Genomic DNA, 19943 nt, shown 5'->3' on the forward strand with positions numbered 1-19943 from the left:
AATGTTTTGCAAAGATATAAAACTATTGCGAATTAGCAAAATTTAAGCGTTTTACCTCTCGTTATGCAATGATTCCTCTTTCGCGCATTAAGAACGTAGCATTTCTGTTTTGGCAGATACCTTCGCGTAGTTTATAGTCGAAGTGTAATACTCCTTGGCTGATGTCTGACTCAAAGCATTTGTTTACTAAGCGGTCGGGGTACTGTTCGCTCAGGCGACATACCTCAATATCGTGAGTGGCAACAATACCTATAGCTTGTAATGACAGCAGTCGCTCAATAATTTTTATAGTACCGTACTGCTTGTCTTCAGAGTTAGTACCGCGTAGTATCTCATCTAATAATACCATACAGCGTTCGCGTTTTAGAACTGCCATAATTTGCTCTATACGGTTTATCTCAGCAAAGAAATACGACTTACCATCACTTAGTGAGTCTGATAACCGCATTGATACTAATAGTGGCAGTGGGTGTACATCAGCTTTTTTAGCACAAACGGGTAATCCAAGCTGTGTAAGTAGCATATTTATACCCAATGTACGTAGGAAAGTACTCTTACCCGACATGTTCGAGCCAGTTAGGAGTACAAAATGCGCTTCATCTAACACTATATCGTTGGTTATGCGCTCTTTTTCTACTATAAGAGGGTGTCCTACCTCTTCAAAAGTTATCCGATATGCTTCATTTAGGGTAGGATATACAAAGTGAGGATGGTTGTAAGCAAAATTAGCAAAACTACACAGCACTTCGGTGTCAGCTACGGTTTCAAGCCATGGCAATACCTCTTTGCCGTAGGTAGCTTTCCACGTTTGTAAAGCGCTATAACGATGTAGGTGGTAGAAGCTGAAAGCGTTGAGCGGAATAGATACCAATATGTTACTTACGCTATCTAAATCGTCTAATAAGCGCGAAAGTTGTGCTATAGGTCTGCTAGCTTGCAGGTTTTTCTCAGGGAAACGCTCTTCTATTAAAGATATACACGATTTGAAAGCATAAAGCATCGCATAAGTGCGCTCAAAACCGAGTTTTTCTTTGTTTATTTTGCTGATGTAGAAGAAAAATACCGATAAATTTATAGTGAGTAGTAGTTTAGCGATACTTTTTAGTACTTCGTAGTCGTATATGTAGCCTATGATTGCCGAAAGAGTGAAGACTATAGGTGAAATGACCGTAAAAACACGCATAAATTTGCCCATTGGTGGGGTAGGAGTTGCAGCCCATTGTTGCAATCGGTCGTAAAAAGAAGGACTGTCGTCTATTTGCTCCGCGTGAGCCATAAAAGTTTGTCGCCAAGCTAATTGAGGGGTTAGGGCTTTAATTGCCTCTTGGTGGGTGAGTATAGCAGTAGTGTCCGGATACAATAGTCTCTGAGCCAAGCGTTTGCGCCCTAAGTAAGTATGGGTACGGTTAAGGTAGTGGTACAATGATTTCTCACCCAATACATCTAAGTCGTAGGCGTAAGGGTGCTGGGCAGGTTCAAAATCTTTGCCATTGTCAGCAGGGTAGATACCTTGTTCTATGAAGGCTATTTCGCGCTCATTGATGGCTATTTTTGCCTTAGCAATGCGTCTTTTTACGGCTATTTGTTTGTGTTTGCCAATGAGTAAAAAGAAAAGCACTATCATCACTGCTGCTAAAAAGCCCCATAACCACGAACTTTCGTTTATAGCCTTGTAGCCAACAACTATTGCAAATAATAAGTCTATCAGTCTTGCAAAAGCAATAGCGTTGTACTGTTGGTGGTACTGCTTATATAATTGTGTAGCGGTCTCTAATTTTTCTTTGTACATAGTAATTAAATTAGCAAATTAGCAAATCGGCAAATCGACAAATTGTTAGCTTTCGTAATAATATGATTGTGCAATTCCTTTGAAAATTACCTCTCGGTCATTTACTTTGTCGGTAAGTGCTGGTTGTAATAAGAAACGTAATTCTAAATCGTTGATAGGGCTGCGTTCCATAGCTTGTAGGTAAGCTGTTTTATCTATTATTTGCCAATCTACCACCTTGTTTAGTCGTTTTTTTAGTATTAAGTCTAACCATATGCGAGTGGCGCGTCCATTACCCTCCATAAAAGGGTGCGCAATGTTCATTTCCACATATTTAGCAATAATTTCTTCAAAAGTATTCTCAGGCATTTGCTCTATCACTGGCAGAATAACGTGTAAAAACATAGCATTAGCAAATCTAAAACCGCCTTTACTGATGTTTAACTGACGTATTTTGCCTGCAAAGTCATATAAACCATCAAACAGATACCGGTGTATATCGCATAGTCCTTTGGTAGTATCTACCTCTATAAGCTCAATAGCCCCGCTTTCAAAAAGATGATATGCTTTTTGCAAACTCTTTGCGTCAATATCTTTAGTGTCCACTCTTAATAATTATGAATTTTGAATTATGAATTAGTTACCTCGCATCTAAACGGAGGAAAATAAACAGCAATATAGTGAAAGCCCATAGCCCCGAACCTCCATAGCTAAAGAAGGGTAGGGGGATACCTATAGTAGGAATAAGACTGATAACCATACCTATATTGATACAGAAGTGTACAAAGAGTATCGACACTACGCAATAGCCATAAACACGGTTAAATTTGGTTTTCTGTCGTTCGGCTAACTGTAATAACCGCAGAAGGAGCAACGCAAAAAGAACAACCACTAATGTAGTGCCTGCAAAGCCCCACTCTTCGCCAATGGTGGTGAATATATAATCGGTGTGTTGCTCGGGTATAAAGCTACCTTTGGTGCGCGTACCTTGTAAAAAACCTTTGCCCAAAGTACCTCCCGAAGTAATAGCCGATTCAGCCATATTGGTGTTGTAGGCAAAGTCGCGTTTCATTGCAGCTATTTTCTGAGGGTCAGTTTCTAAGCGCAACCATAGGCTTAAACGGTTGCGGTGGTGCTGCTTTAGCACATTGTCATAGGCAGGGTGGGTAGCCAAAGCGGTTACTAAACAGATGCCGCTGAGTATAAACAGATTAGCAAAAGGTATGCGATTGGTGCGCCGTTTATGCCAAAAAACGTAGAAGCCAATGCACAAAGCCGAAGCCAACAGAGTGAGCCCCGTACCAAATTTTAAGGAGGAAACAAATACTACCCCTGCCAAAAATAGGTAGAATAAGAGGGCAGAGGGCATTCCTTCACGAAAAAGTACAAATAATAGTGAGAAGAACACCAATAGACTCCCTACGTCGGGCTGCAGCAAGATAAGAAAAGAAGGTACACAGATAATAGCTATTGCTCGCAGTAAGTCAGGTATGCGCCGTACATCGGTGTGAATGTCGCTCACATAACGCGAAAAAGCCAAAGCAGTAGCTACTTTGGCAAACTCGCTCGGCTGCACCGTGATGCTACCAATAGCATACCAAGCCCGCGCCCCATTCGTCTCTTTCCCAAAGACGAACAGTCCCGCCAGCAATACGATGGCTATCAAGTAAAAAGTTACTGCCAGATTAATGTACAACTTGCTATCTATAGCCAAGATAAAGAGGATAAGCAAGAAGCTAAGCGCAATAAAAAGTAACTGCTTTCCGTAGAACTGATTCAGGTCGAATATAGAACTAGCTTTCAGGTCGCTATAAGTAGTTGAAAAAATAGCTATCCATCCGCAACTTACCAATAATAGGTATAATATTACCGACACCCAATCGAGGTTCTTTACAATACTATTACTCATCTTTTTCTAAATAGGAAAAATAGGGCGTATTCCATCACTAAACTGAGCCATCTTTTTTTAGGGGAAAAGATAGAAAACCACGTGCCTGCTAATAGGTTGCTTACCGTCATCTCTTCTTTGCAAACAGAAAGCTGACGCGATAGTTTAAGGGCGTGAATATCCTTTTCGAGTTTGAGTATTTTCAGGTCATTATCAATTGCCTCGAATGACTCGTATATTTTATTCTTCATCATCATCATCAGGTGCTGCTTTAAAGTAAATTTCCGACAGTTTTCTTAGCAAAGGTTTCACAATAAGTACCCTGCGGAAGAAGAAAACCCCCGCAGCCACTACTATATAGAAAGCCCCTACAATAACAAAGCCCCACGCTATGCTATCTACAGCCTCACCTACTGCATAAGCTGCAGCAATTGATATGAAGAATAGCATCAACAAACACGCAAAAGCTACTATAAAAAAAGTTATTAAGCCTGTAGATGATTGGGCTATAAACCTAAAAAGGAATAGCTTATAATAGGCCACTTGCGCATCAAGAGCATCAGTTGCTTTTGTAGGAACTTCCTCAAATGATTCTTTTATCGAGTGAAACGACATAATAGCTTATTTCTGCAACTTAGCGTTAGCTTCCTTAAGGGCAGCCAATTTCTTTTCAAGGAAAGTAATTACATCATCAGCTTTATAGCTTGATTTAGAAAGTAAGTTTTCTACTTTTTCTTCTAAGTTTTCCTTTACCTCTCCTGTTTTTTCTCTAACTTCTTGGGTTAGTTTTTCCAATTTGCGTTTTAGCTTATCAGCCTTATCACTCACCCCGTCTTTTATTTTTCTACGGGTTTCTTCACCTTTGTCGGGCGCAAATAATACACCAACAGCTACACCTACAGCCAAACCTGCTGCAAGCCCTAATAATACATTTCCTGCTTTTGCCATAATAATATTAGTTTTTAGTTTTTATAAAAATCGCACAAATATACGAATAATTTTTGAATAAGCAAGAATAATTTACAAATTTGCAAATCGCCAAATTGACAAATCGGCAAATCGGCAAATTGACAAATCAGCAATGATAGCTTGGCTATAGGTTGAATATACAATGAATACAGCTTGAATATAGACACACTGAAGAAACGCTTTTGTCAAATTAACAATAAAAACGGCAAAACCTTGCGAATTTACTAATTTGCTAATTTACAAATTTGCTAATTATCTAATTGTCTGATTTATAATACTTACAAAAAAAAGATACTAATTTTTTTTAAGAAATATTTTGTATTTAGTGTAAAATATGTACCTTTGCCGTTTGAAGATAAAAAGTTAAGTAATTCATTTAAAAAAATGCAAAACAAAGGACTTATTAAACTATTTGCCCTACTATTTGGGTTGGTAAGTATTTACCAGCTTTCATTTACGTATGTGGCAGGTAGAGTGGAAGACGAAGCCAAAGCGTTTGCTGCGGCTAAAGTGTCTAATACTCAGCCCGATTATATCGCTAAACGCGAAGCAGTCGAAGCAAAGTATTTAGACTCAATGTTGGGGCAAGATGTCTATAACATCGGTATAGCTAAGTTCACTTTTGCTGAAGTTAAAGAGAAAGAGCTCAACCGTGGGCTCGACCTCAAAGGGGGTATCAACGTTATCCTACAGATTTCAGTAAAAGATATCCTTAGAGGGTTGGCTAACAATTCTAAAGACCCCATTTTTAACAAATCATTAGCCGAAGCGGATGTTCAGCTGCGCAAAACCGACAAAACCTACTTGGATTTGTTCTTCGAAGCTTACGCTAAAAACGGTGGTAAATTAGCTTCACCTGATGTGTTTGCTAATAAAACCCTTAGTGACCAAATCAACTTCCAAATGTCTGATAGCGAGGTGCGCCCTATTATCCGTCGCAAAGTTGATGAGTCTATCGTATCAGCTTTTGAGGTATTGCGCAAACGTATCGACAAATTTGGGGTTTCTCAGCCTAATATCCAACGCTTGGGTGCCTCTGGTCGTATACTTATTGAGCTTCCAGGAGCTAAAGATATCGACCGTGTAAAAGCCCTTTTACAAAGTACTGCTCAACTCGAATTTTGGGAAACTTATAAGAACGGAGACGTATACCCTTACTTAGAAGCTCTTAACGAGCAACTCAAAACTACTAAAGTAGCTAAAACTACTTCTACTAAAGATACTTTAGCGGTTAATACACAAACAGCTAGCACTATCGACTCTCTTCTTACTGATGTGAAGAAAGACTCAGTTCCTGCTAAAGGCACTGTTAATCCTCTTTTCGATTTGGCTAGCCCTGTTCGTTACGAAAGTCCTGTACTTTTAACAGCAAATCTTAAAGATACAATGCAGGTGAATAGCTACTTGCATTCACCAGAAGCTAAACGTTTGCTACCTGCTGATTTGCAATATGTGAAATTCGTATGGGGCAAACCAGACAAGAAAACTTCTATGATTGAGTTGTATGCGCTCAAAGGCAACCGCGATAACACTCCTGCCCTTACTGGTAACGTGATTACCCAAGCAGACCAAGGGTATGATATGCGCAACCAACCGTCAGTATCAATGCAAATGGACGGTAAAGGAGCTCGTATATGGGAAGCCCTTACTGGCAAAGCCTTTACTGAACGCGGCAATATAGCTATTGTACTTGATAATATAGTGTATTCAGCACCAGGGGTAACCACAGGTGCTATTTCAGGAGGTCGTTCTGAAATTACAGGTAACTTCACTCTTAATGAGGCTATCGACCTTGCTAACGTACTTCGTGCTGGTAAGTTGCCTGCAGGGGCTGACATCGTACAGTCTGAAGTGGTAGGACCTTCATTAGGGCAAGAGGCTATCGACAGCGGTATGAACTCATTCCTTATTGCTACTATCTTTATCTTCGCTTGGATGGTGTTCTACTACGGTCGTGCGGGTATTTATGCTGATATAGCTTTATTGGTGAATATTCTCCTTATCTTTGGAGTGCTATCGAGTATAGGTGCGGTACTTACTTTACCGGGTATTGCGGGTATCGTGCTTACTATAGGTATGGCGGTCGATGCTAACGTGCTTATTTTTGAACGCTCGAAAGAAGAATTAGCTAAAGGTAAAACTACTGACCAAGCGGTAGTAGATGGGTTTAAACACGCTTTATCATCAATCTTAGACTCTAATATTACTACAGGTCTGACAGCGTTGATACTTTTGTTCTTCGGTAGTGGTCCTATCCAAGGTTTTGCAACTACCTTGCTCATCGGTATCCTTACCACGCTCTTTACCGCTATCTTTATCACTCGTCTTCTTATAGATTACAGTGTAGAAAAACGTCATTTGCTTACATTCGTAACTTCTGTTACTAAAAACTGGTTCAGAAATGTTAATTTGAACTTTATAGGCAACCGCAAAGTGGGTTATGTTATCTCTATTACCCTTTCTGTAATAGGAATTATTTCACTTTTCACTCGTGGTCTTGACCAAGGTATCGACTTCGTAGGAGGGCGTACTTACCAAGTGCGTTTTGAAAAAGAAGTAGTACCTACTCAGGTAGCCGAAGCGTTGAAAAAAGACTTAGGTAATGTAGAGGTGAAGACTTTTGGAGCTCCTAACCAAGTGAAAATCTCTACTAAATACAAAGTACAAGAAGAAAGTACTGAAGTAGATAACGAGGTACAACAACTCCTTTACAAAGGCTTGCAATCTTTCTTACCACAAGGGCTTTCTTACGAAAGTTTTGCACAAGCTTCCTCTACTGATAAGGTGGGTATTATGCAATCAATGAAAGTAGGCCCTACCATAGCAGAAGATATTAAGAGTAGTGCCTTCTGGTCAGTAATAGGTTCGCTTATAGTGATAGGTTTGTATATCCTCTTCCGTTTCCGCAAATGGCAGTTCTCTATGGGTGCGATTGTATCATCAGCTCACGACGTGCTATTGGTATTGGGTATTTACTCGCTAACCTACAGCATAATGCCATTTAATATGGAAATCGACCAAGCGTTTATTGCGGCTATCCTTACAGTAGTAGGTTATTCGCTTAACGATACCGTGATTATCTACGACCGTATTAGGGAGGTAATGCGTCAGCCACATTGGTCTCGCGAAAAGATTAACCACGCCCTTAATACTACTCTTAGCCGTACCTTGAACACCTCATTTACTACTTTAGCCGTATTGGTAACCATCTTTATCTTTGGTGGTGAAACCCTTAGAGGCTTTATGTTCGCTATGATTATAGGTGTATTTGTAGGTACTTACTCATCTATCTTTGTGGCAGCACCAATCATTTACGATACTGTAAAAGATGAATCGGTGAGCTCTGATAACAAAGAAGAGCATAAAAAGTAAAAGTTTAACTTTATTTGCATAGTGGAAAAGCTGCCTTAGTGATAAGGCAGCTTTTTTTTATTTACTTTATTTTGTGTATTCAGATTATTTGTTTAACTTTGCGGTGAAAATAAAAAATCTAAAAAACCAATATAGTATGAAAACCTACGACATCGTTATCATCGGTTCAGGTCCAGGCGGCTATGTGGCTGCTATACGCGCAGGGCAATTAGGATTTAAAACGGCCCTTGTAGAAAAATATAACACTTTAGGCGGTACCTGCCTTAATGTAGGCTGTATACCTTCTAAAGCCTTGTTAGATTCTTCTCATCACTACGAAGATACTCTTAAGCATTTAGACGCACACGGCATTGAACTCTCTGGTGAGGTAACCCTCAACTTAGAGAAAATGATAGCACGCAAGGCGGCTGTGGTAGAGCAGACTTGTGCAGGTGTGAAATTCTTAATGGACAAAAATAAGGTAGAAGTCTTTACAGGAGTAGGCTCTTTTGTGTCACCTACCCAAATAAAGATTACAGCCGCCGATGCTACTGAACAGCTTATCGAAGCTAAATATACTATTATAGCTACAGGCTCTAAACCTGCCTCTTTGCCTTTTATTACCCTTGATAAAGAGCGAGTAATTACCTCTACTGAGGCACTTAAACTAAAAGAAGTTCCTAAACATCTAATAGTGATAGGAGGAGGAGTGATAGGTTTAGAATTAGGGCAAGTATATAGTCGTTTAGGGGCAAAAGTATCAGTAGTAGAGTATACCGATAGTATTATCCCTACAATGGACAGAGGTTTAGGGCGAGAACTTACTAAAGTACTCAAAAAGCAAGGTTTTGATTTTTATACCGGTCACCAAGTGAAAGAAGTAACCCGTGAAGGAGCTACGGTAACAGTAAAAGCAACTACTCCTAAGGGCGAAGAACTTAGCCTGCAAGGCGATTACTGTTTAGTAGCTGTAGGTCGCCGTCCTTATACCGAAGGTCTTAACCTCGAAGCGGCTGGCGTACACAAAGATGATAGGGGTAGGGTAGTGGTAAATGACCATTTGCAGACTAATGTGCCTAATATCTATGCTATAGGCGATGTGGTGCGCGGCGCTATGTTGGCACATAAGGCTGAGGAAGAAGGGGTATTAGTAGTAGAGCAGTTGGCAGGGCAAAAACCTCATATCGATTACAATCTTATACCAGGCGTTGTTTACACTTGGCCAGAAGTAGCTTCAGTGGGCAAGAGCGAAGAGCAACTAAAAGCCGAAGGAGTAACTTATAAAGTAGGACAATTTGCATTCCGTGCTTTGGGTCGTGCTCGTGCTAGTATGGATACTGATGGTTTTGTAAAAATATTGGCTGATACTAAGACCGATGAGGTATTAGGGGTACATATTATAGGAGCGCGCGCTGCCGATATGATAGCCGAAGCTGTAACGGCAATGGAGTTTAAAGCCAGTGCTGAAGATATAGCGCGCATCAGTCACGCACACCCAACTTTTACTGAAGCTGTAAAAGAAGCGGCTCTTGCAGCTACCGAGAACAGAGCAATACATAGTTGATTGTTAATATTGAACGACAGATATGGTAAAGAAAAATAATTAAAGAAAAATTTGTTTGTTAAAAAAATAAATAATATCTTTGCCTCACATTAACAATTAATAATTAACAATTGATAATTGACAATTATGGAAAATCGCTTTTCTGACACTAAGACCGCTTTTGAACTCAAAAGCCAATCAGAGTTAAATTGGGCTTATTGGCTCTTTAAACTCATCGGTAACAATGCCCTTATCAATATGGGTACTGCTCTTACCAATTTTTCACTAAAGCTCCGTCTACCTGTAGAAGGAATGATTCGCAGTACGGTGTTTAACCAATTTTGTGGGGGCGTTTCGGAGCAAGACTGCCTACCTGTTATCCAAAAAATGCATAACAAAGGGGTGGGGTCTGTGCTTGACTATTCGGTAGAAGGGAAAGATGATGAAGCCTCTCTTGAAGCTACCTTTCAGAAAACGATGGAAACCATTGATTTTGGTAACCAACACCGCAATGATGGTATCCCTATCGTAGTTTTTAAACCTACAGGATTTGGGCGTTTTGCTATTTTCCAAAAAATTACTGAAGGCAAGAGCTTAACCGCTGATGAAGAAAAAGAATGGGAAAAGATTAAGCAGCGTTTTGATGCTGCTTGTAAGAAAGCCTATGAGTATAAACTCCCTATTTTAGTAGATGCTGAAGAGAGCTGGATGCAGACTGCCGCTGATGACTTGGTGGAAGAGATGATGCGCAAATATAACAAAGAAGAAGCTATCGTATACAACACGTTACAAATGTATCGCCACGATCGTCTGCCTTACCTAAAAGGACTTTATGAGCGTGCAGTAGCTGATGGTTTCTATATTGGGGTGAAGGTAGTGCGTGGAGCGTATATGGAAAAAGAAAACGAACGTGCTGCTGAACAAGGTTATCCTACCCCTATATGTGCTAGCAAACAGGCTACTGATGATAATTATAATGCAGTTGTTACCTATATTATAGAGCATATCGATCGTATTGCTCTTTTTGCAGGTACTCATAACGAAGAAAGTGCTGCTCTTATTATGGACTTGATGGCTAAAAAAGGACTTGCTAAAGACGATAAACGTGTTTGGATAGCCCAATTGTACGGTATGAGCGACCATATTAGCTTCAATGCCTCAAAAGAGGGGTATAATGTGGCTAAATACTTGCCTTTCGGTCCTGTGCGCGAGGTAATGCCTTACTTGATACGCCGTGCTGAAGAGAATACTTCAGTGGCAGGACAAACAGGGCGCGAGCTTACACTGCTAAGTGCTGAGAAAAAACGCCGCAAAACAGAAAAGAACTCATAGATTATTATTCATATTTATTTTTTCCTCGTTTCGTCAACCTCCTCCTCTCCTGATTGAAACGGGGAAAAAAATTGTGCTTTATCATTTGTCATTTGTAATTATTTTGTAATTTTGCCCCGTTATTAAACTTATTATAATGTCGCGTTCGATAGATTCATTTAACAGAAGAAGACTACTCACCTCTTATTTTTCGGTTATCGTAAGTATTACCTTGGTGTTGTTTTTGTTGGCTTTCTTTGGTTTTTTGGTGCTCAGTACTAAAAAATTAGCTGACCATTTCAAAGAGCAGGTAACAGTAACTGTGCAAATAAAGGATAATGCTAAAGCAGCTGATATTACCCAACTGCAGAAAACGCTATCGGTAGCTGATTATGTGAAAGAACTGAAGTTTATATCGAAAGATGAGGCAGCAGAGAAGTTTAGTAAGGATATAGGAGAGGATTTTGTTACTTTTATTGGTACCAATCCACTGCGAAATGCTATAGACCTCAGTCTGAAAGCTGAGTTTGCTGAACCTGATAAAATGCAAGAAATTAAACACGAATTAGAGCAAAATTCGTTTGTGTCCGAAGTGATATATGACCAATCATTAGTAGCACTTATTCACGATAATGTGAATAGAATAGGGTTAATCACTTTAGTTTTTAGTGCTCTTTTTACCTTTGTATCGGTGTTGCTCATCAATGCGTCAATTAGGCTTTCTATTTACTCTAAACGTTTTATTATCAAGACAATGCAGTTAGTAGGGGCTACGCGTGGGTTTATACGCCGTCCGTTTATACGCACCAATGTACGCTTAGGTATATTAAGTGCCTTAATAGCGATGACCTTTTTCTATCTTTCGCTTTTGGCTATTGTTAGGTCGTATCCTGAGTTTGGAGTGCTGATAGACAGTAGTGTACTATTGATAGTATTTGCAGGTGTATTGCTGATGGGTATTCTTATCAGTTGGGGTAGTACTTTTTTTGCTACTCAGCGTTTTTTGAACCTAAATACTAATGATTTGTATTATTAATTAGTGAATAATTCAAAATTGAAAAATTACAATTATAATGAAACATCATTCAACCCTTATTTTTGAAGAGAAAAATTATATTTTTATGGCGATAGGCTTAGCAGTGATAACGCTAGGCTTTTTGCTGATGAGTGGAGGTGGGAGCGATAATCCTGCAGTGTTTGATGCGTCAATTTTTGACTTCAGACGTATTCACTTAGCACCCGCTTTAGTGCTCTTGGGCTTTGCCATAGAAATATACGCAATATTGCTCAACCCTACTAAAAAAGAAACTCAAGAAGAAGAAAATAAATAATGAATACACTACAAGCTATTATTATCGCTATAGTAGAGGGACTTACTGAGTACCTTCCTATTTCATCAACAGCCCATATGGGCTTTACCGCCAGCTTGATGGGAATGCCTGAAGATGAATATCTGAAAATGTTTCAGGTATCTATACAGTTTGGGGCTATCTTATCAATAGTAGTGCTATATTGGCGCAAATTCTTTGACTTTTCTAACTTCAATTTTTATATTAAGTTAGCTTGTGCAGTAGTGCCAGCCTTGATATTAGGAAAACTTTTTGATGATAAGATAGAAGCGGTATTAGGCAATCAAAAAGTAATATCTATCGTGCTTATTATTGGGGGGATTATTCTAATATTTGTAGATAAATGGTTTAAAAATCCTGTTATTGATAATGAAAAAGAGATTTCAGTAAAGAAAGCAGTTATAATAGGATTCTGGCAATGCTTGGCGATGATGCCTGGCACTTCGCGTTCGGCAGCTTCTATCATTGGGGGGATGACCCAAGGGCTTTCGCGCAAGGCTGCTGCTGAGTTCTCCTTTTTCTTGGCTGTTCCGACAATGTTAGCTGTAACCGTTTATTCGCTTTTCTTAAAAAAATGGGGTGCTGAAGGTACGGTACAACAAAAAGGTTATGAGCTTATTATGGCAAGCGACCAGTCTTTTTGGTTGTTTATCATAGGCAATGTGGTAGCCTTTGTAGTGGCGATGATAGCAGTGAAGTTTTTTATACATATACTTACTAAGTTTGGTTTTAAAGTGTGGGGTATCTACCGTATAATAGTAGGTTCAGTACTTTTGTACTATTTCTGGTAGTAAAATGATTGATAGCCAATGAAAGTATTGTTTTTTATTACAGCATTTTGCTTTATTCTCATCACTTCAGTAAAGGCACAAAACGATAGTCTGTCGATAGCCTTACCCTCTTCGCTATTGACAACTGAAAAACCAAGTGTACAACAAGTATTGCTACCTGCATCACTTATATCATTAGGACTTATTTCTAATGCTACCTATATCAATAGGTATGTGCAAAGGCATGCTTATAGATTTTCGGGAGGACAGAAACGCCGTTTTGATGATTACCTGCAATATGCCCCTATAGCAACTACTTTTGTGCTTAGCAATTTTGGAGTTAAACCCAAACACACGGTGAAAGAGCGGTTGATAGTAGGTGCTACCTCTTATGCTATTATGGCAGCTTTGGTAAATGGAGTAAAATACACTACACGCATACGCCGCCCTGACAATAGCAGCTATAATTCTTTTCCTTCGGGACATACAGCTACAGCTTTTACAGGAATGGAAATGCTTTGGCAGGAATATAAAGACGAAAGTGTATGGATAGGAATCAGCGGCTATGCACTTTCTGCTGTAGTAGCAGGTATGCGTCTGCATAATAATCGCCATTGGGCAGGTGATGTGTGCGTAGGAGCAGGAATAGGCATCCTTAGTACTCGTGCCGCTTATTGGCTTTTGCCTTATACTTCTAAATGGTTTTCGGCTGAAGAAAAATCTTCTGTTCAGATGGTATGTTATCCTGTTTATTCTGCTGAAATGAAAGGTTTTGGACTTACCTTGTATCGTTAAACTAAAAACTATTAGAATTTGTCGGTAATTAAATACATTTTAAACACTATACCACGTCCGTACCTAATAAAGATGAGTTATTGGGTACGTCCTTTTTTGGCACTATATTTGAGAGGTAAAAAATATGAAGATCCTATTGATGGAAAAACATTTAGAAAGTTTTTGCCCTATGGTTATGGTAGTCCACGTGCCAATGTGCTTTCGCCCTCTACTTTGTCGTTAGAGCGGCATCGCTTGCTGTGGTTGTACCTTACCCGAGAAACTGATTTTTTCTCAAAACCTTTGAAAGTGCTACACGTAGCCCCAGAACAAGCTTTTTATAAGCGCTTTAAAAATCAGAAAAATCTGACCTATATCACCACAGATCTTTATTCACCTTTGGCAGATGTAAAAGCTGATTTGTGTGCCTTGCCTTTTGAAGACGATAGTTTTGATGTGATATTTTGCAATCACGTGTTAGAGCATATCCCTAATGATGCACAAGCAATGCGCGAATTGTACCGCGTAATGAAAAAAGGAGGCTGGGGAATATTTCAGGTACCCCAAGATATAAATAGGATACATACTTTTGAAGATGATACTATTACCGACCCTGCTGAGCGCACTCGCATTTTTGGACAGTACGACCACGTGCGCGTGTACGGGTTAGATTACTTTGATAAGTTGCGACAAGTGGGGTTTGAGGTAGAAGAAATAGCCTATTCAACGCATTTTACAGCAGAGGAGATAGAACGCTATCGGATAGTACCGCAAGAAATTTTACCACTATGTAAAAAACAATAATAAGTAGGAGTGTTAATTTTTAAAAAATAATTAACAAAAAGTTTGGAGGGAATAAATAAAAAATATATCTTTGCGCACAATATTGATTAAACAATGAAATATTTAATGTTTATACTTACTATGGTAATGGTGGCCTGCCAGCCTTCTGTAAACGAAAAAGTATACTTAATAGAAGGAGAGGCACAAGGGTCTACTTACCACATCAAGTACATAGCTGAGCGCGATGAAAATCTCAAACCAGCCATAGACTCGATACTTGAAGTGATAGACCGCTCAATGTCTACCTACCGTCCTGATTCGGCTATTTCGAAGATTAATCAGGGAGATACTACGGTGGTGGTAGATGAGCATTTTAGAAAAGTGTTTGAAGCTTCGCAGCAGATATGGCAAGAAAGTGAAGGACTGTTTGACCCTACAGTGGGTGTATTAGTAAATGCTTGGGGATTTGGTAAACAAAAAATAAGCGAAGCAGACCTTCCTACTGATAAAAAAATAGATAGTCTTAGAAAATACGTAGGATTTGATAAAGTGGCGCTTACAGAAAAGAACCTTATAAAAAAACGATATACTGAAATACTTTTTGACTTCAACGCTATTGCCCAAGGCTACACCTCGGATGTAGTTGCTAACTATTTAAGTGCAAGAGGAATAAAGAACTACATAGTAGAAATAGCCGGCGAAATGTACTTAAAAGGTAGGAATACAGTTGAAGATAAGTCTTGGACAATAGGCGTTGAGAATCCGTTAAAACCATTAGATGATCGCGATTTAGTAGCTACTATTCAGTTTACTAACCAAGGATTAGCAACCTCTGGTAATTATAGAAAAGTATGGATAGATAGCAATGGACGTAAATACGTACATTCTATCAACCCAATAACAGGTAGGGCTACCCAGAGCGATGTGCTAAGTGCTACTGTAGTTGCTCCCTCAACAATGTTAGCCGATGGATATGCTACTATGTTTATGGTGATGGGATTCGCAAAAAGCAAGGCTTTTTTAGAAAAACATCCTGATTTTGCAGTTCTATTAGTGTATAGTGATGACAAGCATCAGGAAGCAATCTATAAGACGAAATCATTTGAAAAATTAATAATTCACTAATAAAAAAAACTAAATAATTTTTTATAATAAGCAAATATGAAAACAAGAATTTTAACATTGTGCTTAGGAGGACTTCTATTATTCTCTTGTGATTCGAAAAAAGGAACTCCTAAATATCAAGAAATAGAAGGTGTAGCCGGAACTGTGGAATACCGAGTTAAGTACATCTCTACAGACACCATTAGTCTAAAGTCTTCTATTGATTCAATTGTGAGAACTATAGACAACTCGATTTCTGTTTATAACGAAGAGTCTATTGTTTCAAAAATTAATAAGGGATATGTGCCTATCAAAGCAGATGAGCACTTCAAAAAAGTATATACAGCTACTCGTGAGGTGTGGAAAGAAAGTGAAGGAAAATATGACCCTACAGTGGGGATACTTGTAAAAGTATGGGGATTTGGTCGTGAAATGGTACAGCCTATCTCTAAACTACCTACAGATCAAGAACTAGATAGTCTAAAACGATATGTGGGTTTTGATAAAGTGCAAATAGGAAGTGATGACTATGTTAAAAAAGACTATCAAGCTATTCAGATAGATCTAACCTCTGTAGTAAGAGGGTATACTGCAGATGTAATTGGAGACTTTTTACAAAGTAAAGGCATTAATGACTATGTGGTAAAAGTAGCCGGTGAAATAAAAGTAAGTGGTAAGAATACTGTAGAAGGAAAACCTTGGGTAGTAAATGTGATAGACCCTTACGAATTAGACTCTAATTATTCTGAAGTGACTCTAAAACTCACAGACGAAGCTGTCTCTACTGATGAAAACTTCCGCCGTGTGTGGATAGATGGTACAGGGAAACGCTTTGTGCATATTATCGACCCTTCTACAGGTAAACCTTTGGAAAGTGAAATGCTAAGTGCTACCGTAGTTACCAAATCTGCACGCGAGTCAGATTCGTATGCTACTATGTTTATGCTTATAGGTCTTGAAAAAAGTAAGGAGTTTTTAGCAAAACATCCGGAATTAAAAGCACTCTTAATATATAGTGGAGAGGATAATAAGATAGAAACATATATAACTGAAAACTTAAAACCACTATTGGTAGAAAAGAAATAATAGATAAAGTTCATATTTATAGTAGGGGGCTGTTCTTTTGAAACTGAGCAGTCCCTTTTTTTAATTTATTGTAATGATAGGAATTATAGGCGCTATGGAGCTGGAGATTAATACTCTCAGGGCTACCATTATAGATTGTAAGGAAACAAAAATAGGGCGTTTTGCATTTTATGAGGGGACACTCTGTGGTACAGAGGTTGTAGTGCTACTTTCGGGTATCGGTAAAGTAAGTGCTGCAGTGGCTACTACTTTGTTAATAGAAAAATATAACCCCTCACTTATTATTAATACAGGTACTGCTGGAGGATTAGCTGATACCTCAGTGCACGATATTATTTTAGCTACTGAAGTACGTCATCACGATGTAGATGTAACGGCTTTTGGTTATGAAATAGGGCAGCAGGCGCAGATGCCTCCCGCTTTTATAGCAGATGTTCAATGGTCAGCACAACTGAAAGAAGTAGCAGCACAACATCAGTATCGCTTACATTATGGGCAAGTAGTGAGTGGTGATGCTTTTATTTCATCACCTGAACGTTTGCAGCAGATCGCTAATACTTTTCCGCAAGCCAAAGCGGTAGAAATGGAGGCTGCTGCTATAGCTCAAACTTGTTATCTGTTAGGAGTCCCTTTTGTGATGCTTCGTGCTATATCAGACAAAGCTGGCGAAGGTAATGCTATTTCGTATAACGAATTTGTAGAAGAAGCAGGTAGGATTTCGGCAGAAATAGTAAAGGCATTTTGCCAAAAGATTAGAAGATAAAATAAAATAAAAAACTTTGCCAAGGATGTAAAAGGCTTTGGCAAAGTTTTTTATTTGTACGCTGTTGTTATTTGGTGTAAAAATTAACAATTTTCTGTATGGCTCTTTCGCAGACAGGGCAGAAACCTTTAGGCTCATTAGACTTCATACGGCAGTCTTGCATAGGGCTATAAACCCCTTTGCTGGTGTACCCTCCTCCTTCAAAAGCACCTACTACTTTTTTGTATTTTTTAGTACGAGGGGTAGGGATAGGGGTATTTTTCTCCACCATATCTTTCCATTTACTACCAAAATCAACTAAAGTGGTGATGTTTTCTTCCCACGGTTCTATTTTTTGGTTGTACATATCCTGAAAAGTAGGATCCCAATCGTAGTAATACTCATCGGCAAGTCCCACAAAACCGTGTCCGAACTCGTGTATATACACCTTTTCAGAGAGTTCGTTGTCGGCAGTGCCTAAATTAAGATGATTGTAAAAACCACCTCCGCCATAAATAGGGGTATTGACTAATACATATAGTTGGTCATAAGGTACTGCAGCCGCTACATCAGCTATTTCTTTCAGACTGTTGGTAGTGAGGTAACGTTCCTGATTAAAAGTGTAAAAAGAAGAATTGAACGCTGTGTTTCGGTAAACATTTTTACCGGGCACATCAGTACCACTTTCAGCAGAAGGTACAGCAATAGCGCGCACATTGAAGTCTTTTTTGAGTTTGTCGAAAGGAGGAATAGTGAACATATAGTCGGTCATACGCTGGGCATCAGCATAAAACTTATCGGCTTCAGCAGCTGTATAACCTTCAGCAAGAATAACCAAATCTACTTTTTCAGAAGGGGAGCCGTTTATTAGTAGGTCTTTTGAAGGGTAATTGATAGGCATTTCTACCTTAATAAAATAATCGTCAGGGCGTATTTCGCGGCTGCTAAGTGGGTGAAAAACACCCTCACGGTCACGTTGATCAATCTGTACCCTTAGATTTTTTTTAGGAAACGGAATTTGAATAGCGTGATAAAAGAGGCGTTTTTCGTTTTTAGCCTCATCGATAGCAGCCCACTCGTTAGAAAGTGAGTTAAAACCTTTTGAAAAGACGATTTTTGAACCATCTAATACCAGCAGTCTGAAACTACCCCAGTTAGGTGCGATAAGCTGATGAGTGGGGCCACCCCAATATGGTTCTTTCTTCAGTTGTTGAAAAAGTACTTCAGTATGCTGGGCGTCGGTAAGCAAATTGAAGTCGATGCGTAGGCTCTTAGAAAAGTCAAAAACGCTTGGCTCTTGTGCCCAGATGCACTGAGCAATAAAAAAAACTAAAAATAAATGCTTCATAATATATAAAAATTAAAAAATAATTACTACATTTGCACTATAGTTAACCCTGTTTTTTTGATTACAAGTAGGTGTTTTTCAGCTGCCAAAAGTAACAATAAAATATTTAATACCAAAACAAAATGGAACATATCGCTATTTTTAGAATGTCAGCAATGGGAGATGTAGCTATCAGTGTACCTATAGTAACTGCATTTGCTGACCAATATCCAGAGGTGAAAATTACGTATGTTACGCGTCCACTCTTTGCTCCTATGTTTGCACATATTCCTAATTTGGAAGTGTTTTCGCCTGAGCTAAATGGCAAACACGCAGGACTATGTGGACTCTATAGACTGTATAAGGAGTTGAAAGCTAAAGGAATAGATGGAGTGGCTGATATTCATAACGTATTGCGTACTAATGTTTTGAGATTGTATTTCAAAGGAAGTGGGATACCTTTTGCCCAAATAAATAAGGGACGCATAGAAAAACAGGCACTTACTCGTTACCGCTTTAAGTCATTTCACCCTCTAAAGCCCTCTTATCAGCGTTATGCTGATGTGTTTGCTACTTTGGGATTTCCTATAGATCTAACAGAAAATTATCTGCTTTCACCGCCCGATATAAGTGAAACAGTACAAAGAATGTTAAGTGAAACAGTGAATATAGGGGTGGCTCCTTTTGCTTCGTATGAGGGGAAACAGTACCCTTTTGAGAAGATGTGTGAAGTGATTCAGCAACTTTCAGCGCAATATCCTAATGGTAAAATATATATATTCGGAGGAGGAAAGAAAGAAGAGGAAAAAGTAAAGCAAATATGCTTACCTAATGCTGAGAATATGGTAGGGAAGCTATCATTTAAGCAAGAGTTAGAACTTATTTCTAGGTTAGATGTGATGGTAGCTATGGATAGCGGTAATGCACATCTATCGGCTATGTATGGAGTACCAACTATTACTATTTGGGGCGTGACCCATCCATACGCTGGTTTTTATCCGTATGCTCAGCCGATAGAAAATGCTCTTTTGGCAGATAGAACACATTTTCCACTTGTTCCTACTTCAGTTTATGGCAAGAAATATCCTAAAGGATATGATAAAGCGATAGAAACAATTACAGTAGAGGCAATTTTAAATAAAGTGAGGGAAGTAATAAATAAAGAAGAAAAATAAATA

At 38.9% G+C, this 19943-nt stretch carries 19 protein-coding genes; 12 read left to right on the forward strand and 7 right to left on the reverse strand.

The window, feature by feature from the left end:
• Positions 1–61: 61 nt before the first annotated feature.
• Genes C8P65_RS03710 through C8P65_RS03735 form a run of 6 tightly spaced genes read right to left on the reverse strand, consistent with a single transcriptional unit; the run spans position 62 to position 4604 of the window.
• A complete protein-coding gene (locus C8P65_RS03710; RefSeq protein WP_107781425.1) occupies positions 62–1789 on the reverse strand; it encodes a MutS-related protein in 1728 nt (575 codons plus the stop codon).
• Positions 1790–1834: 45 nt separating this feature from the next.
• Entirely contained in the window at positions 1835–2374 is a 540-nt protein-coding gene (fic, locus tag C8P65_RS03715; RefSeq protein WP_107781427.1) for a protein adenylyltransferase Fic, read from the reverse strand.
• Positions 2375–2408: 34 nt separating this feature from the next.
• Positions 2409–3677, reverse strand: a complete 1269-nt coding sequence (rodA, locus tag C8P65_RS03720) for a rod shape-determining protein RodA (protein WP_107781428.1) — start codon at positions 3675–3677, stop codon at positions 2409–2411.
• The gene (locus C8P65_RS03725) at positions 3674–3916 is read right to left on the reverse strand and encodes a DUF6327 family protein (RefSeq protein WP_245887309.1); all 243 of its coding nucleotides are present in this window, start codon (positions 3914–3916) and stop codon (positions 3674–3676) included. The genes rodA and C8P65_RS03725 overlap by 4 nt, the downstream gene beginning before the upstream one ends.
• The gene (locus C8P65_RS03730) at positions 3897–4271 is read right to left on the reverse strand and encodes a hypothetical protein (protein ID WP_107781430.1); all 375 of its coding nucleotides are present in this window, start codon (positions 4269–4271) and stop codon (positions 3897–3899) included. The genes C8P65_RS03725 and C8P65_RS03730 overlap by 20 nt, the downstream gene beginning before the upstream one ends.
• A 6-nt stretch (positions 4272–4277) precedes the next feature.
• Positions 4278–4604, reverse strand: a complete 327-nt coding sequence (locus C8P65_RS03735) for a YtxH domain-containing protein (protein WP_107781432.1) — start codon at positions 4602–4604, stop codon at positions 4278–4280.
• A 405-nt stretch (positions 4605–5009) separates the two neighbouring features.
• Here C8P65_RS03735 and secDF point away from each other — a divergent pair, with 405 nt between their 5' ends.
• From secDF to C8P65_RS03790, 11 genes are all read left to right on the forward strand, one after another.
• Positions 5010–7997 carry a protein translocase subunit SecDF gene (gene secDF, locus C8P65_RS03740; RefSeq protein WP_107781532.1) on the forward strand — a complete coding sequence of 996 codons (2988 nt, stop codon included), beginning with the start codon at positions 5010–5012 and terminating at the stop codon, positions 7995–7997.
• Between the two features lie 136 nt (positions 7998–8133).
• On the forward strand, positions 8134–9540 hold the full coding sequence (gene lpdA, locus C8P65_RS03745) for a dihydrolipoyl dehydrogenase (protein ID WP_107781434.1): 1407 nt from the start codon (positions 8134–8136) through the stop codon (positions 9538–9540).
• A gap of 126 nt (positions 9541–9666) precedes the next feature.
• On the forward strand, positions 9667–10851 hold the full coding sequence (locus C8P65_RS03750; protein ID WP_095913111.1) for a proline dehydrogenase family protein: 1185 nt from the start codon (positions 9667–9669) through the stop codon (positions 10849–10851).
• A 136-nt stretch (positions 10852–10987) separates the two neighbouring features.
• Positions 10988–11866, forward strand: a complete 879-nt coding sequence (locus C8P65_RS03755) for a cell division protein FtsX (RefSeq protein ID WP_107781436.1) — start codon at positions 10988–10990, stop codon at positions 11864–11866.
• 37 nt (positions 11867–11903) lie between these two features.
• Positions 11904–12161: a DUF3098 domain-containing protein gene (locus C8P65_RS03760; protein WP_107781438.1), complete on the forward strand. Its 258-nt coding sequence runs from the start codon at positions 11904–11906 to the stop codon at positions 12159–12161.
• Positions 12161–12970, forward strand: coding sequence for an undecaprenyl-diphosphate phosphatase (locus C8P65_RS03765; protein ID WP_009391289.1), 810 nt, complete (start codon positions 12161–12163; stop codon positions 12968–12970). Before C8P65_RS03760 ends, C8P65_RS03765 begins: the two co-directional genes overlap by 1 nt.
• Positions 12971–12988: 18 nt before the next feature.
• A complete protein-coding gene (locus C8P65_RS03770; RefSeq protein ID WP_107781440.1) occupies positions 12989–13744 on the forward strand; it encodes a phosphatase PAP2 family protein in 756 nt (251 codons plus the stop codon).
• A gap of 72 nt (positions 13745–13816) precedes the next feature.
• Positions 13817–14527, forward strand: coding sequence for a class I SAM-dependent methyltransferase (locus C8P65_RS03775; protein WP_390881025.1), 711 nt, complete (start codon positions 13817–13819; stop codon positions 14525–14527).
• Positions 14528–14620: 93 nt separating this feature from the next.
• Positions 14621–15631 (forward strand): FAD:protein FMN transferase, encoded by a 1011-nt coding sequence (locus C8P65_RS03780; RefSeq protein ID WP_107781444.1) that lies wholly within the window; start codon positions 14621–14623, stop codon positions 15629–15631.
• 36 nt (positions 15632–15667) lie between these two features.
• The gene (locus C8P65_RS03785; protein WP_107781446.1) at positions 15668–16696 is read left to right on the forward strand and encodes an FAD:protein FMN transferase; all 1029 of its coding nucleotides are present in this window, start codon (positions 15668–15670) and stop codon (positions 16694–16696) included.
• 73 nt (positions 16697–16769) lie between these two features.
• Positions 16770–17459 (forward strand): 5'-methylthioadenosine/adenosylhomocysteine nucleosidase, encoded by a 690-nt coding sequence (locus C8P65_RS03790; RefSeq protein WP_107781448.1) that lies wholly within the window; start codon positions 16770–16772, stop codon positions 17457–17459.
• A 67-nt stretch (positions 17460–17526) separates the two neighbouring features.
• On the opposite strand, the gene C8P65_RS03795 is transcribed toward C8P65_RS03790, so the two are convergent.
• A complete protein-coding gene (locus C8P65_RS03795) occupies positions 17527–18786 on the reverse strand; it encodes a M64 family metallopeptidase (RefSeq protein WP_107781450.1) in 1260 nt (419 codons plus the stop codon).
• Positions 18787–18908: 122 nt separating this feature from the next.
• Between C8P65_RS03795 and C8P65_RS03800 the strand changes: the two genes are divergently transcribed.
• Positions 18909–19940 (forward strand): glycosyltransferase family 9 protein, encoded by a 1032-nt coding sequence (locus C8P65_RS03800; RefSeq protein WP_107781452.1) that lies wholly within the window; start codon positions 18909–18911, stop codon positions 19938–19940.
• Positions 19941–19943 lie beyond the last annotated feature (3 nt).

The sequence above is a fragment of the Capnocytophaga leadbetteri genome (genome assembly GCF_003054025.1).
GTDB lineage: Bacteria > Bacteroidota > Bacteroidia > Flavobacteriales > Flavobacteriaceae > Capnocytophaga > Capnocytophaga leadbetteri.